Annotated in this window: 13 protein-coding genes; 3 read left to right on the forward strand and 10 right to left on the reverse strand. The window is 60.6% G+C overall.

From position 1 onward, the window contains the following. Positions 1-243: 243 nt before the first annotated feature. Positions 244-1,242 carry an AraC family transcriptional regulator gene (locus tag DNK50_RS24715; protein WP_112196506.1) on the forward strand — a complete coding sequence of 333 codons (999 nt, stop codon included), beginning with the start codon at positions 244-246 and terminating at the stop codon, positions 1,240-1,242. A 51-nt stretch (positions 1,243-1,293) separates the two neighbouring features. Here the strand turns inward: DNK50_RS24715 and DNK50_RS24720 are convergent, their stop codons facing one another. The 3 genes from DNK50_RS24720 to DNK50_RS24730 are packed head-to-tail and all read right to left on the reverse strand — an operon-like array spanning position 1,294 to position 3,641. After that, complete coding sequence (locus tag DNK50_RS24720; protein ID WP_112196507.1) at positions 1,294-2,640, reverse strand: ATP-binding protein; 1,347 nt, start codon at positions 2,638-2,640, stop codon at positions 1,294-1,296. Continuing rightward, the gene (locus DNK50_RS24725; RefSeq protein WP_017138377.1) at positions 2,637-3,314 is read right to left on the reverse strand and encodes a response regulator; all 678 of its coding nucleotides are present in this window, start codon (positions 3,312-3,314) and stop codon (positions 2,637-2,639) included. Before DNK50_RS24725 ends, DNK50_RS24720 begins: the two co-directional genes overlap by 4 nt. An 18-nt stretch (positions 3,315-3,332) precedes the next feature. After that, positions 3,333-3,641 (reverse strand): hypothetical protein, encoded by a 309-nt coding sequence (locus DNK50_RS24730; RefSeq protein ID WP_099587183.1) that lies wholly within the window; start codon positions 3,639-3,641, stop codon positions 3,333-3,335. A gap of 125 nt (positions 3,642-3,766) precedes the next feature. Between DNK50_RS24730 and DNK50_RS24735 the strand changes: the two genes are divergently transcribed. After that, positions 3,767-4,483, forward strand: a complete 717-nt coding sequence (locus tag DNK50_RS24735; protein ID WP_112196508.1) for a 4'-phosphopantetheinyl transferase — start codon at positions 3,767-3,769, stop codon at positions 4,481-4,483. A 41-nt stretch (positions 4,484-4,524) separates the two neighbouring features. On the opposite strand, the gene DNK50_RS24740 is transcribed toward DNK50_RS24735, so the two are convergent. Continuing rightward, on the reverse strand, positions 4,525-6,135 hold the full coding sequence (locus DNK50_RS24740; protein ID WP_112196509.1) for an ATP-binding protein: 1,611 nt from the start codon (positions 6,133-6,135) through the stop codon (positions 4,525-4,527). Beyond that, positions 6,132-6,857: a response regulator gene (locus tag DNK50_RS24745; protein ID WP_112196510.1), complete on the reverse strand. Its 726-nt coding sequence runs from the start codon at positions 6,855-6,857 to the stop codon at positions 6,132-6,134. The genes DNK50_RS24740 and DNK50_RS24745 overlap by 4 nt, the downstream gene beginning before the upstream one ends. Before the next feature lie 714 nt (positions 6,858-7,571). Between DNK50_RS24745 and DNK50_RS24750 the strand changes: the two genes are divergently transcribed. Beyond that, entirely contained in the window at positions 7,572-10,466 is a 2,895-nt protein-coding gene (locus DNK50_RS24750) for a ribonucleoside-diphosphate reductase subunit alpha (protein ID WP_099587187.1), read from the forward strand. Positions 10,467-10,613: 147 nt separating this feature from the next. Here DNK50_RS24750 and flgE read toward each other — a convergent pair whose 3' ends face one another. The 5 genes from flgE to cheR form a co-directional block, all read right to left on the reverse strand. After that, positions 10,614-11,918 (reverse strand): flagellar hook protein FlgE, encoded by a 1,305-nt coding sequence (gene flgE, locus DNK50_RS24755; RefSeq protein WP_099587188.1) that lies wholly within the window; start codon positions 11,916-11,918, stop codon positions 10,614-10,616. A gap of 31 nt (positions 11,919-11,949) precedes the next feature. Next, on the reverse strand, positions 11,950-12,669 hold the full coding sequence (gene flgD, locus DNK50_RS24760) for a flagellar hook assembly protein FlgD (protein ID WP_099587189.1): 720 nt from the start codon (positions 12,667-12,669) through the stop codon (positions 11,950-11,952). Between the two features lie 16 nt (positions 12,670-12,685). Then, positions 12,686-13,129, reverse strand: a complete 444-nt coding sequence (flgC, locus tag DNK50_RS24765; RefSeq protein ID WP_003175632.1) for a flagellar basal body rod protein FlgC — start codon at positions 13,127-13,129, stop codon at positions 12,686-12,688. A gap of 3 nt (positions 13,130-13,132) precedes the next feature. Next, positions 13,133-13,540: a flagellar basal body rod protein FlgB gene (gene flgB / locus DNK50_RS24770; RefSeq protein ID WP_017529461.1), complete on the reverse strand. Its 408-nt coding sequence runs from the start codon at positions 13,538-13,540 to the stop codon at positions 13,133-13,135. 234 nt (positions 13,541-13,774) lie between these two features. Continuing rightward, positions 13,775-14,602, reverse strand: coding sequence for a protein-glutamate O-methyltransferase CheR (gene cheR, locus DNK50_RS24775; protein ID WP_032886774.1), 828 nt, complete (start codon positions 14,600-14,602; stop codon positions 13,775-13,777). Positions 14,603-14,615 lie beyond the last annotated feature (13 nt).

A 14,615-nucleotide genomic window follows, 5' to 3' on the forward strand; every position in this document is an offset into this window, starting at 1 on the left:
CGAAGCCTGTAGGTTCAGGCCTGCGCTGTAATCCTTATCGCAAACGTCGTGCCACTTTGCCGAAAAACGCCAAACGCCTTCAGGCATAAGGGCTGAGGGTTTTCAGGCGCCCTCCCAAGCGCCAGATCTGTTGGCGAGTTTCCGCCACTGTGCCCAATCGCGTCCTACAATTTGGCGGATATCCGCCTTGTCGCCCTGCCGGGTGCTGACTACCATCCGCCATTCCATGGACGAGGGCCCCGCATGCGTGAACGTACCATCGCCAGTCACTACGCCCGGGCCGCCCTCGGCGGTGCGCGTCGGGCCGGTTACGATTATTCGGCCCTGCTGCAACAACTGGGCATCACCCCGGAGCTGCTGACTGAACCTCGCGCCCGAATGGCGCCGGAGCAATTTACCCGGCTGTTGCAAATGCTCTGGTTGGCATTGGACGACGAGTACCTGGGTTTTGCCGACGGTCCAAGCAAACGTGGCACCTTCGCCATGATGTGCCATGCGTTGATCCACTGCCGCACCCTGGAGAAGGCTCTGGAACGCGGCTTATTATTTTATAGCCTATTCCCGCAAGGCCCGCGCTGGCAGCTGACGCGGGAAGGCGAAATGGCCCGACTGAGCCTGGATGACTCACAACTCTGGGACCCGGATCACTTCCTCAGCGAATGCCTGCTGGTGATCTGGCATCGCCTGGGCAGTTGGCTGATCGGCCAGCGTATTCGCTTGCACCAGGCCACGTTCAGTTACCCGATGTCTGCCCACGCCGGGGAATATGACCTGCTGTTTCCCTGCACCCAAGTGTTTGGCGCACCGAGCAGCAGCCTGGTATTTCCCGCCCGCTACCTGAGCCTGCCGCTGTTACAGGACGAGCGCACCCTCAAGCACTTTCTGGAGCGCTCCCCCGCCGACCTGCTGTCACGCCCGGACGAAGGCGACAGCTTGAGCAGCCAGTTGCGTCGCTTGCTGAGCCGCGACCGCACGCCCTGGCCGGACCTGGAAGCCGTTGCGCAGCACCTGCACATCAGCCCGCAAACCCTGCGTCGGCATTTGCGTGAAGAAGGCACCAGCTTTCAGGCGCTCAAGGATGAGTTGCGACGGGACATCGCCATCTACCATCTGGGACGGGCGGATTTGTCGTTACAGGAGATTGCCGAGCAGTTGGGGTTTTCCGAGCCGTCGGCGTTTCATCGGGCGTTCAAGAAGTGGACGGGGCTGACGCCGGGGGCCTATCGCGCGCAGGAGAGTTAGAAGTGTGTTGTGTGTGAGGGGCTCATCGGGGGCAAGCCCAGACACTGCAGATTACACCGCCGGAAAATGAATCTTGAACGCCGCCCCACCCAACGGCGAATCCCCCAAGGTCAGCCGCGCGCCGTAGCTTTCGATGATGTCCTTGACCACCGCCAACCCAATCCCCTGCCCCGGATGCTGGCGGTCCAGCCGCTCGCCCCGTTGCAGAATCCGCGCACGCTGGTCGGGCGGCACGCCTGGCCCATCATCTTCGATGCACAACTCGATGCCTTCGAGATTCTCCGTCAGGCTGACGCGCACTTCGCTCAGGCACAGTCGATAGGCGTTTTCCAGCAGGTTGCCGAGCAATTCGAGCAGGGCGCCCTTCTCGATCGGTACGTCGCAGGCGTGCGGCAACTCAAAGGACACCCTGACGCCCTTGTCGCGGTAGACCTTGCCCAGCGTATCGCACAGGCTTTGCAGCACCGGTTCCAGGCGCACCTGATGGCGTACCAGGCCGCTTTTGCGCAGGCTGGCGCGCTGCAACTGGTAGCTGATTTGCTGGCTCATACGCTCGATCTGAGATTGCAGCACCCAAGCCTGGTCGCGGTCTTCGGGGCGCTTGGCCATGTCTTCGCTCACGCCTTGCAACACCGCGAGCGGCGTTTTCAAGCTGTGGGCCAGGTCATCAAGGGAATCGCGGTACCGCGCCCGTTGTTCACGCTCGCTGTGCAGCAAGCGGTTAAGGGAACCGGTGAGGCGCAGCAGTTCGCGCGGGTGTTGTTCGGACAGGCTTTCGCGGGTGCCGCCTTCGATCTGGTCAAGCTCTTGGCTCAAGCGCCGCAGGGCTTGCAAACCCCAGGTCAGGCCCAGCCACAATAATGTGAGCAGCACCAGCAAGGCGGCACCGAAGCCCAGGTAGAGGTTTTCGCGCAGGCCTTCGAGGGTCAACTGATATTCACGCACCGGTTGCAGGGCAACGATACTGAACGCCGCGCTCTTGCCGCCGAGCAGTTTGACTTCCACGTCGTAGACGAAGAACTCCTGGCCGTCCGCCTCGCGAATCCGCGCAAACTCATTGCCGCGTCCGTCATAGCGCGGCTTGTAATTGATGTTTTCTTCCCGAGTCGCCCGCGAGCGCCACACCAGGTGGCCTTCGCGGTCGTAGATATAGCCGAGCAAGCGGCTGTCGGTGAGATTGAAACGTTCGTCCGGCAACTGCGCCGGCATCATCAGGCGATTATTTTCGACCCGCGCGGCGGAGATCAGCGTCGTCACGTCCGACGCCAGGCGCTGCTCGATGGAATCCTGCAACGCCAGGCTGAATGCGCCCTGCATGGCCGGTAGCAGGCCGAGCATAAACAACACGGCCAAGGTCGCGGCCGCCAGCATCAAGCGCACGCGTAACGAGCGGATCAACGGCAGCGCTCATTGAACAGGTAGCCCAGGCCACGCACGGTGTCGATCGGCTTGAACCCGGCCGGGCCTTCCAGCTTGCGGCGCAGGCGACCGACCAGGACTTCAATGACGTTTGGATCGCGCTCGTCGTCATCCGGGTAGAGCTGTTCCATCAAGCGATCTTTGGCGACGACTTGCTGGTGATGGCGCATCAAGTATTCAAGGATGCGGTATTCGTAGGCAGTCAGCGCCAGCGGCTGTTCGTCGAGGGACGCTTGCTTGCGGTTGAGGTCCAGCAGCAAGGGCCCGGCAACGATGGTCGACTGGGTGAACCCGCTGGAGCGACGCAGCAAGGCGTTCATGCGCGCCTCCAGCTCTTCGAACTGAAACGGTTTGACCACGTAGTCGTCGGCGCCGGCGGCCAGGCCTTCGACCTTGTCCTGCCAGTTGCCGCGCGCGGTGAGGATCAGGATCGGAAACGTCTTGGCCTGGCTGCGCAGTTGGCGGATCAGGTCCAGGCCGCCCATGCCGGGCAAGCCGAGGTCGATGATCGCCAGGTCATGGTTGAATTGACCGGTCTGGTACAGCGCCTCTTCGGCATTGGCCACAGCCTCGACCACGTGGCCGCTGTCGGTCAGGCGGGTAAACAGGTGATGACGCAGCAGCGCCTCATCTTCCACCACCAGCAATTTCATAAGGCTCTCCAAAGCAAATCAACTGTCCGACAGGGGGACATCATAGCGGCCCTGCAGGTCTTGCGGGCGCAGTTTAATGCCATTGAACCGGCCGCTCAGGTGCGCATAACCGGTGCGGTACGCCGGCTGTGGTGCAGTAACGCCCAGTGACTGACCCCAAGGCGCAGGCTGACTGCTTGCGTCATCAAAGCTGACGCGTTGAATCAAGGTGCTGGTTTTCTTGGTTTTCTCGCGACCGAATGCGGCAAAGTCACCATCAGAGGCCTGGACCCCGGCGGTGGCACTAAGCATGGTCAACGCCAACATCAGCTTTTTGATCGCAGTCATGGTGTTACCTCATACGCGTTTGGCTGTTGGAACCAGCCTACGCAAACGCCCCTGAACTCCCCCTGAACAGGCGGCACACCGCTGCGGGGTATCCTCTGGCGCGTCAACTCGGCAAACTACCGCCCATGAACCGTCTACCTGCTTGCTGCACCCCACTCAACGACCACTGGCCGCTGCCCGAACCTTTACCGGGCACGGTGTTTATCGGCACCCGCTTCGACCCGGCATTGTTGGCGGCGGGTGATTTCGAGCACTGCGCCGTGCCGCCACCGGCGAGCATCCAGCGCTCGGTGGCCAAGCGCCAGGCCGAGTTCCTGGCCGGTCGCCTGTGCGCCCGCGCAGCCTTGCAACAGCTTGACCAACTTGAATGCGTCCCGGCCATTGGCGAAGACCGTGCACCGGTCTGGCCTGGGCACATCAGTGGCTCCATCACCCACAGCACCGGGCATGCTGCGGCGGTTGTCGGGTACAAGGCGCAATGGCGCGGGCTGGGAATGGACCTGGAAAATGTACTGACGCTGGAACGGGCGGAGCGGCTGGCCGGGGAAATTCTGACGGCTGATGAGCTGCAACGGATGGCCAACGTGCCGCGAGAGCAGATTGCGTTGCTGGTGACGCTGACGTTTTCGGTCAAGGAAAGCCTGTTCAAGGCGCTCTACCCGATTGTGCAGAAGCGCTTCTATTTTGAGCATGCCGAGGTGGTTGAATGGACCGAGGCCGGCCATGTGCGCTTGCGGCTGCTGACTGACCTGTCCAGCGAGTGGTGCCACGGCAAGGAGCTGACTGGGCAGTTTGCGGTGGATAACGGGCAGTTGTTGAGCCTGGTGGCCGTTGGTGCCTGATTGATCGCCATCGACGACTCGACTTGCCCCCGATGGCGGTGTCAGGTTTTGTCCTGATCCCTCGGCCAACTCAGGCTGAAGCACGCCCCGCCCAGATTGTTGCTCTTGCTGATCAGCGCCCGCCCGCCGTGCCAATAGATGATCCGCCGCACAATCGACAAGCCCAGACCGTGGCCGCCGGAAGCGCGGGTGCGGCTGTCGTCCAGTCGCAGGAACGGCGTAAAGATACGCTCCCATGCACTTTCCGGCACACCAGGGCCGTCGTCCTCCACATCGATGCGACAGCGCACCTGCCCCACCTGATAACTGATCAGCACCTGGCCCTTGGCATGGCGCATTGCGTTGCTCACCAGGTTTTGCAGGGCGCGGTGCAAATAGCGGGGCTCGGCGTCGACCCAGGCGTCGTCCCAATGGGCCGATGACAAGCAGATTCCCCGCGCCACCGCCACCTGCGCACGCAGTGGCGATAATTCGCCAATCACCTGATCCAGCAACGCACTCAGGTCGACCCGCTGAAAAGTCAGCTGCGGCGCGCCCTGTTCGAGCCGTGCGTAGGTGAGCATTTCATCCACCAGTCCATCGAGGTCCTGGATATCGCCGTCCATGCCTTCCAGGTACTTGCGCCGGGCCTCGGGGGTGGCAGCATCGCCGATCATCTCCAGGCCGAAGCGCAGGCGCGCCACCGGTGTGCGCAGTTCGTGGGACACCGCACGCACGAGCTCGCGCTGGATCGCCAGCAATTGCTGCAAGTGCTCGGCCATGCCATTGAAGGCGGCGGCGAGGCGGCCCACCGAGTCCGCGCCCCGGGCCGGCACGCGCACTTCCAGGTTGCCCTTGGCGATGCGTGTCGCCGCGGCTTCCAGGCCACGGAGCCGGCGCTCAAGCTGGCGTACCAATAAATAGACGATGAGGCCGATCAGGGTCAGGCCGATCAAGGCGATAAGGACCAGCCATTGCACCGGATACGGGTTCATTTGATACAGCGGGCCAAGTTCCAGTACCCAGGGCGTGCCAACGATGCCGGAGAACACGCGGATCGAGTCGCCGCCCTTGCCCAGGGCCATCACCGTGTCACCCTCCGACACACGACGGCGCTGGTCGTCGTCCATGTCGGCCTGATCGACGGTCATCAGGTGCATTTCAAAGCCAAAGCCCTTGGCTTGCTTTATATCCGCCAACCGTTGCGGCTGCTCGGCCACGGGGAAGCGCACCAATTCGTCGGCCAGCAGGTAAATAGTCGCACGGGCCAGTTGTTCGCTGATCTGCTGCACCTCACCCGTCAGCACCCATTGCTCTTTATCGCTGACCAGGCGCAGCACCCGGGCGGCATGGGGCCCAGTCTGCTCGACCAGTACCTGGCCGCGTTGCAGGCGGTTGCGCTGGCTGAGGTCCAACTGCGCGTCGGTGAGGCTGCACAGCTCCAGGGGGATGCCCAGCAAACGCTCCCACACTGCCAGGGCGCGTTGGCGTTCGATGGCGCTCATAGGCTGCAGGTTGTCGCCCATCAGGGCGAAGGTGCCGTGGGCCAGGCGCTCGCGGTACTGACCACTGCGCACCTCGTTAAGCAGGTGCAGAGCCAGCACGCCCAGCAGCGCCACCAGGATCAGCGCCGCGCACATGCCGCCATAGATGCGCAGGAAGATCGAGTTCACAGCGGCACGTCGGCGCAGGCTTCGGGGACGAACAGGTAGCCTTTGCTGCGAATGGTCTTGATCAGGCGCGGATGGATCGGATCGTCGCCGATTTTCGGGCGGATGCGTGAGATGCGCACATCAATGGAGCGGTCCTGGCCGTCATAGCCGATGCCGCGCAGGGCGATAAAGATTTCTTCGCGGGACAAGATGCGTCCGGCATTCGCCACCAGCAGCCACAGCAGGTCGAATTCGGCGCTGGTCAGTTCGATACTGCCGTCGTGCAGCCAGGCTTCGCGCAGGGCGTTGTCTACTACCAATGGGCCGAATTGCAGGCGCCGCTGGTTTTCCACGGTGGCGGGTTCGGCCGGCTCGCTGCGCCGCAGCAGCGCCTGGATGCGCGCCAGCAACAGGCGCGGGCGCACGGGCTTGCACACGTAGTCATCGGCGCCCATGTCCAGGCCCAGCACCTGGTCCATGTCGTCGGTGCGGGCGGTGAGCATCAGGATCACCCCATCGTAGCGCTCGCGTACCTTGCGGCAGATGCTCAGGCCATCTTCGCCGGGCAACATCAGGTCGAGGATCACCAGATCGGGTTGCTCGGCGATGATCCGCGCGGCGGCCAGGGATCCGTCGCCTTCAACCGCCACGCGCAGGCCGTTGCTTTCCAGGTACTCACGGGTCAGTTCAGCCAATCGCTCGTCATCCTCGACGATCAGGATTTGCCAGGCTTCTTGCTCCATGCGCTACCTCGATTCTAATTATTGTCATGTACGGGAAGCACACTACTGCCTCTATTGAAGGTCGATTGTAGCCATGCCCCAACCCTCAAACACAAGCCGGTAAATCCATTCGGTGATCGCGTTTTTTTGTGATAGGGTTCGCGCCCTCAAAAATCCAACCGGCTGTTTTTAACTTGGAATATTCAGTGACAAACGGCCGAATCCAGCAGCACTGCGGCCTACACGGGTGTTCTACGTTTCATACACATTTTACCCACAGCGTTATCCACAGGCAGTGCGTTGCTAAGCCCCCCAAAACGCATTATCTTGTACCTCGGCGCTAAAAAAACCCTACATGTAGGGTTTTGAGCGAAAAGACCCAACACAAATCAGACAAGAAACTCAAGCCCTTTCTTGCTCCTGTTTGGTCGAACCCAAGCATTTTTTGAAAGCCCAAACCGCTCAAGCGGATGGCAGCCGTTTTCAAGCTCCAACAGCGGAAAACGGTACGGGTGTTGCAGTGCTGGAAGCTGGCAACTGTCACCCATCAGGAATACGGCCAAGGGCATTCAAGCCCCGAACCGAAGACTTCGGCATGGAAGCGGCGCGAACAGCCCCCTTCCTCCTGTCCCGAAGTTGTTATGCCAGGCCCAGGCCTGTTGTAAATGCTTCAGGACGGAACGGTGGGCACCTTGATGGTGCCCAAATAAATACAGAATGTGGAGACAACCCCCCATGCAAACCGACACAACTCGCGAGAACCCGCAGGGCTCCGTGCCGCAGGCAGCAGATTCGAATATGGATCTGTCCGCCACTGCACCTGGCCAACTGCGCGTGATCAAGCGTAACGGCACTGTCGTTCCTTACACCGATGACAAAATCACCGTCGCCATCACCAAAGCGTTTCTTGCAGTTGAAGGCGGCACCGCTGCCGCTTCGTCGCGCATCCACGACACCGTTGCCCGCCTGACCGAACAAGTCACCGCGACCTTCAAGCGTCGCATGCCATCGGGCGGCACGATCCACATCGAAGAAATCCAGGACCAGGTCGAACTGGCCCTGATGCGTGCCGGCGAGCAGAAAGTCGCACGCGACTACGTGATCTACCGCGACGCCCGCTCCAAGGAGCGTGCCGTGCGCACCCCGGCCGAAGAAGCCGCCGTGCAAGCGCACCCGTCGATCCGCATCACCCTGGCCGACGGTTCGTTTGCACCGCTGGACCTCGGCCGCCTGAACACCATCATCACCGAGGCCTGCGAAGGCCTGGAAGAAGTCGATGGTGACCTGATCCAGCGCGAAACCCTGAAGAACCTGTACGACGGCGTGGCCCTGACCGACGTCAACACCGCCCTGGTGATGACCGCCCGTACCCTGGTTGAACGTGAGCCGAACTACTCGTTCGTGACCGCGCGCCTGCTGATGGACACCCTGCGTGCCGAAGGCCTGGGCTTCCTGGGCGTGGCCGACAGCGCCACCCACCACGAGATGGCTGACCTGTACGCCAAGGCCCTGCCTGCCTACATCGCCAAGGGTATCGAATTCGAATTGCTGAACCCGATCCTGGCCACCTTCGACCTGGAAAAACTCGGCAAGGCGATCAACCACGAGCGTGACCAGCAGTTCACGTACCTGGGCCTGCAAACCCTGTACGACCGTTACTTCATCCACAAGGACGGGATCCGCTTCGAACTGCCGCAAGTGTTCTTCATGCGCGTGGCCATGGGCCTGGCGATCGAAGAGAAGCACAAAGAAGACCGTGCGATCGAGTTCTACAACCTGCTGTCGTCCTTCGACTACATGTCGTCGACGCCGACCCTGTTCAACGCCGGTACCCTGCGTCCACAGCTGTCGAGCTGCTACCTGACCACCGTGCCGGATGACCTGTCGGGCATCTACCACGCGATCCACGACAACGCCATGCTGTCCAAATTCGCTGGCGGCCTGGGCAACGACTGGACTCCGGTGCGTGCCTTGGGTTCGTACATCAAGGGCACCAACGGCAAGTCGCAAGGCGTCGTGCCGTTCCTGAAAGTCGTGAACGACACCGCCGTAGCGGTCAACCAGGGCGGCAAGCGCAAAGGCGCTGTGTGTGCGTACCTGGAAACCTGGCACATGGACATCGAAGAGTTCATCGAGCTGCGCAAGAACACCGGTGATGACCGCCGTCGCACCCACGACATGAACACCGCCAACTGGATCCCGGACCTGTTCATGAAGCGTGTCTTCGATGACGGCCCATGGACCCTGTTCTCGCCATCCGAAGTGCCGGACCTGCACGACCTGACCGGCAAGGCTTTCGAAGAGCGTTACGAGTACTACGAAGCCCTGTCCCAGTACCCAGGCAAGATCAAGCTGTTCAAGACCATCCAGGCCAAAGACCTGTGGCGCAAGATGCTGTCCATGCTGTTCGAAACCGGCCACCCTTGGCTGACCTTCAAGGACCCATGCAACCTGCGCAGCCCGCAGCAGCACGTGGGCGTGGTTCACAGCTCGAACCTGTGCACCGAGATCACCTTGAACACCAACAAGGACGAGATCGCCGTTTGCAACCTGGGCTCGATCAACCTGCCGAACCACATCGTCAACGGCAAGCTGGACACCGCCAAGCTGGAACGCACCGTCAACACCGCAGTACGCATGCTCGATAACGTGATCGACATCAACTACTACTCGGTGCCACAGGCGCAGAACTCCAACTTCAAGCACCGTCCGGTCGGCCTGGGCATCATGGGCTTCCAGGATGCGCTGTACCTGCAACATATTCCTTACGGTTCGGATGCAGCAGTCGAGTTCGCCGACAAGTCCATGGAAGCGGTCAGCTACTACGCGATCCAGGCTTCCTGCGACCTGGCCGACGAGCGCGGCGCCTACGAGACGTTCCAGGGTTCGCTGTGGTCCAAAGGCATCCTGCCGCTGGATTCGCAACAGATCCTGATCGAGCAACGTGGCCAGAAGTACATCGATGTTGACCTGGAAGAATCCCTGGACTGGGCGCCGGTACGTGCCCGTGTGCAGAAAGGCATTCGTAACTCCAACATCATGGCCATCGCGCCGACCGCGACCATCGCCAACATCACTGGCGTATCGCAGTCGATCGAACCGACTTACCAGAACCTGTATGTGAAATCGAACCTGTCGGGCGAATTCACCGTGATCAACCCGTACCTGGTTCGCGACCTCAAGGCCCGCGGCCTGTGGGACTCGGTCATGATCAACGACCTGAAGTACTACGACGGTTCCGTGCAGCAGATCGAGCGCATCCCGCAAGAACTCAAAGAGCTCTACGCGACTGCCTTCGAAGTGGACACCAAGTGGATCGTTGACGCCGCCAGCCGTCGTCAGAAGTGGATCGACCAGGCTCAGTCCCTGAACCTGTACATCGCTGGCGCTTCGGGCAAGAAGCTGGACGTGACCTACCGCATGGCTTGGTACCGTGGCCTGAAAACCACTTACTACCTCCGTGCCCTGGCCGCGACCAGCACCGAGAAGTCGACCATCAACACCGGTAAGCTGAACGCTGTGTCCAGCGGCAACCATGGTGATGACTCGGTACTCGCTGCTCCAGCCGGCCCGGCACCTGTGCCAAAGGCCTGCGCGATTGACGAGCCGGATTGCGAAGCTTGCCAATAAGCTGAATCCGCCTTGGGCCTGATTTCCCAAGGCTGAAAAGCCCTCGATATGCCTACGGTGTATCGGGGGCTTTTTTTGCCAGATACATTTCCACCGTCCATAAAAAAGCCCCTCTTGCGAGGGGCTTTTTTGTGGAGCGTTACCGCATCACGTCATCTGGATGATGGTCTGCATGATGGTGCTCTGGGTGGAGATAGTCTTGGCGTTCGCCTGGTAGTTGCTCTGGGCCTTGATCAGGTCCACCAGCTCGTTGGTCAGGTTAACGTTGGAGTTCTCCAGGGAGTTGGCCACGATCGAACCCAGGGTGCCGGCTTGCGGGGTGTCGTAACCCGGCTGGCCCGAGGAGAAGGTCTCTCTCCAGGTAGTGCCGCCTGCCGGTTGCAGGCCCTGTTCGTTGTTGAAGCTGGCCAGGGAGATCTGGCCGATAGCCTTGCTCTGCTGGTTGCTGAACGTGGCGAACAGTACACCGTTGCCGTCGATTTTCAGGCCGGTGATCTGGCCGGTAGCGTAACCGTCAGTGGTCGGCGGGTTGCGGTAGCTGGCCGAGTTGTACTGGGTGATATTGCCCATGTTCACGGCAATAGGGCCGGCAGTCGCGTCGTTCGGCGTCCAAGTGCCATCGGTCACCGACCCTGGAACCCAGCCAGTGAGCGTCAAGGTCTTGCTGCTCACGCCGCCGGTCACAACGTCCTTGAGCTTACCCGCGCCATCAAAGGTAATGGTCGACGGCACAGGAGCAGTGGTGCCGGTCGTTGTCGGCTTGGAACCATCCAGGTTACGGCCGTCGATCAACGTGTAGGCGTTCCACTCGTTGGCGTCGGTTTTCACCATGTACTGCACCATGGCGTGGGAGTTGCCCTGGGAGTCGTACAAGGTGGTGCTGTACTGAGTGGTAAACGTGGTGGTGTCGGCAGGGTTGAACGGCTTGGTAGTCTGGTTGATCACCGGCTCCGACGAGTTCAGGTTACTGGTGGAGTCCACTTTGGTGGACGCCTTCGGCGGCAGGTAAGACAAGTTCAGTTGCAGGTCGGTCAAGCCGCCTTTGATGATCTTGCCGTCGTCATCCGCCGCGTAGCCTTGCAGGCGCGAGGTGCCGGTGTTGTTGGTGATGTAGCCGTCTTTGTCGGCGCGGAACGCACCGCTACGGGTGTATTCCAGGGAACCGTCGCTGCCCTTCTGCACGAAGAAGCCGCCGCCCTGGATCGCCATGTCCAGCACGCCGCCGCTGCCGTTGACGTCACCCTGGGTGAACTGCTGGGACACCGCCGCCAGGTTCACGCCGTTGCCGATGCTGTTCTGCCCGGTGCCCAGTTTGGACGCGGCGTAGATGTCGGCGAATTCCGCACGGGACGACTTGAAGCCAGTGGTCGCGACGTTGGCGATGTTGTTGCCGGTCACGTCCAATTGTTTGTTGGCCGCATAGAGGCCGCTAAGGCCGATATTAAAAGACATGTTTCTCTCCCTCTGCCGTAGTTAGCCGGCTCTATGTACCGATAGTCTGAATTTGCGACAGTTTGACGCTGCCCATGCCGCCTGCAAGGTTCAGCAGCATTTCGCCGCCGGTCTTGCTCAATGTAACGCTGGTCACTGTTGCCGGCAGCGAAGTGGCCAGGGCCACTGAATCGCCCTTGTCGTTCTTGGTCGTGGCCGCGAAGGTGTAGGTGCCCGCTGGAGCCACCTCACCCGCGTCGTTCTTGCCATCCCAGATAAAGTCCGAGGTGCCGGCGCTCTGGGCGCCCATGTCGATGGTGCGCACCACGTTGCCGTCTTTGTCGGTGATCTTGATGGCGACGTTGCCGGTGGCAGCAGTCACCGCCACCGAACCGTTCATGCTCTTGCTCGTATCCACCAGGGCCTTGTCGGTCTGGGTGATGATCGAACGCCCTACCAGCGACGAAGCTTGCAGCGCCTGCGAAGAGCTGAAGTTGCTGGAGATTGCATTCACCGAGTCGTTCAGGGTGTTGATGCCTTCCAGGCTGCTGAACTGAGCCAACTGGGCCACGAATGCACCGTTGTCCTGAGGCGACAGCGGGTCCTGGTTTTTCAGTTGGGTGACCAGCAGTTGCAAGAATGCGTCCTTGCCCAACGACTGATTGCCGGTGGCCGCAGAAGCCGTGCTTGCGACATTGTTTGTTGCAGTGCTGACCTTGGAATTGAAAAGGTCCTGGACTGCTGAATTAGTAGTCGTATCAACGATGGCCATTATTTGGCGCCCCTTATCACTGACCCAGGGTCAGGACCTTCTGCATCATGGTTTTGGCGGTGTTCATCATTTCCGCGTTGGTCTGGAACGAGCGGCTGGCGGAAATCATGTCGGCCATTTCCTCGACCACGTTGACGTTCGGGTAGTACACGTAGCCTTTTTCGTTCGCCGCCGGGTGGTTAGGCTCGTAGCGGGCTTCGAGGTTGCTCTGGTCTTCGACCACGCCAAGCACCTGCACGCCTTTGCCGGCTGCGTCCTGCTCCTGAAACAGCGAGTCGCTGCCGCCGTTCTGACCGGCCTGGAACATGGTGGCAAACACCGGGTGACGGGCACGGTACGTCTGGTCAATGCTCGACGACACGGTCTCGGCGTTGGCGATGTTACTGGCGACGGTGTTGAGCCGCGTGGTCTGGGCGCTCATGCCGCTACCGGCAATATTGAAAACACTGGACAGGGACATGGCTTACTCTCCACGCAGGGCTGACATCAGCCCTTTGAATTTGCTGTTGAGCAGGGTAAAGCTGGCCTGGAAGTTCACCGAGTTCTCGGCATACGCCGATTGCTCCAGCTGGGCGTCGACGGTGTTCTGGTCGATCGACGGCTGCATCGGCGTGCGATACAGCAACGACTCGTCACCACTGCTCAGGCCTTGCGCTTCGATATGACGGTTGTTGGTCATGTTCAAGGCGAAGGTGCCGTTCTTGGTCTTGTCCTGCTGTGCGGCGAGCACGGCGGAGAAGTCCAGATCCCGAGCCTTGTAGTTCGGGGTGTCGGCGTTGGCAATGTTATTGGCCAGGACTTCAGCACGCTGGGCGCGGAAGCCCAGGGCTTGTTCGTGGATACCGAGCGCTTTATCGAAGCTGATGCTCATGGCGGAAACCTTTAGGCTGACCTGCTGTTCGTTAACTGGGTTATAGCAAGGCGCATGCCAGTTTCTGAAAAGCCCATGAATCAAGGGGTTGCGAGGAGGTTGCCGGCGGCAATGCCAGAAAAGCGGCAACGGGTTTCCGCGTGGCGCCAGTAAAGCGGCAATGGGGAGTTGCCGCTTTCATCAACTTTGCCGCAGAAACAAATGTGGGAGGGGGTTTGCCCCCCTCCCACATTTTTATTTGGCCTGGTAGATGATCCCCGGGCTGCACTGCACCATCTGAAAGTGATCCGGCAGGCCGTTCAGTGCCTCGGAAGCACCGAGGAACAAGTAACCGCCACGCTTGAGGGTGCCGTGGATGCGCAACAGGATGTCTTTCTTCACTTCTGCCGAGAAGTAGATCAGTACGTTGCGGCAGAACACCATGTCGAACTTGCCCAGGCTGGCGTAGCTGTCGAGCAGGTTGAACGAACGGAACTCCACGCGGCTCTTGATCGGCGCCTTGATCGCCCAACGTCCTGCCCCTTTGGGGTCGAAGTAACGTTGCAGGCGCTCCTGGGACAAACCACGGCCCAGGGCCAGGCTGTCGTACTCACCGGTCTTGCAGTTGGTGAGCATGGTGCCGGACAGGTCAGTGGCAACAATCTGCGCCCCGGCCTTCAACTGGCCCATGTTGGTCCGCTCGAACTCATCGATGGACATCGAGATCGAATACGGTTCCTGCCCCGAAGAGCAGGCCGCCGACCAGATGCGCAAGCGCTGGCCCGGGCTGGCCTTGATGGCCTCCGGCAGCACTTTGCTCTTGAGCACTTCAAAGGGGTAGGTATCACGAAACCACAAGGTTTCGTTGGTGGTCATGGCATCGACCACCATCTCTTTGAGGCCACTGCGCGGCTGCCCCTGGATCCGTTGAACCAACTCGCCCAGGGACTTGATGCCCTGCTGCTCCATCAGTTTATTAAGACGGCTGGATACCAGGTATTGCTTGTTTTCACCGAGCAATATGCCACAGGCTTTTTCCAGGAAGACCCGGAACTGTTCAAAATCCAAATTACCCGTAGACACTGATACCGCCTCT

The sequence above is a fragment of the Pseudomonas sp. LG1E9 genome (assembly GCF_003290225.1).
GTDB classification, from domain to species: Bacteria; Pseudomonadota; Gammaproteobacteria; order Pseudomonadales; family Pseudomonadaceae; genus Aquipseudomonas; species Aquipseudomonas cyclaminis.

Excerpts from the sequence above, each read along its gene's own strand:
- flgB (WP_017529461.1), bottom strand. The coding sequence starts at position 13,540 with ATGAGCATCAGCTTCGATAAAGCGCTCGGTATCCACGAACAAGCCCTG.
- flgC (WP_003175632.1), bottom strand. The coding sequence starts at position 13,129 with ATGTCCCTGTCCAGTGTTTTCAATATTGCCGGTAGCGGCATGAGCGCC.
- DNK50_RS24735 (WP_112196508.1), top strand. The coding sequence starts at position 3,767 with ATGAACCGTCTACCTGCTTGCTGCACCCCACTCAACGACCACTGGCCG.
- DNK50_RS24745 (WP_112196510.1), bottom strand. The coding sequence starts at position 6,857 with ATGGAGCAAGAAGCCTGGCAAATCCTGATCGTCGAGGATGACGAGCGA.
- flgE (WP_099587188.1), bottom strand. The coding sequence starts at position 11,918 with ATGTCTTTTAATATCGGCCTTAGCGGCCTCTATGCGGCCAACAAACAA.
- DNK50_RS24750 (WP_099587187.1), top strand. The coding sequence starts at position 7,572 with ATGCAAACCGACACAACTCGCGAGAACCCGCAGGGCTCCGTGCCGCAG.
- DNK50_RS24725 (WP_017138377.1), bottom strand. The coding sequence starts at position 3,314 with ATGAAATTGCTGGTGGTGGAAGATGAGGCGCTGCTGCGTCATCACCTG.
- DNK50_RS24715 (WP_112196506.1), top strand. The coding sequence starts at position 244 with ATGCGTGAACGTACCATCGCCAGTCACTACGCCCGGGCCGCCCTCGGC.
- DNK50_RS24730 (WP_099587183.1), bottom strand. The coding sequence starts at position 3,641 with ATGACTGCGATCAAAAAGCTGATGTTGGCGTTGACCATGCTTAGTGCC.
- flgD (WP_099587189.1), bottom strand. The coding sequence starts at position 12,669 with ATGGCCATCGTTGATACGACTACTAATTCAGCAGTCCAGGACCTTTTC.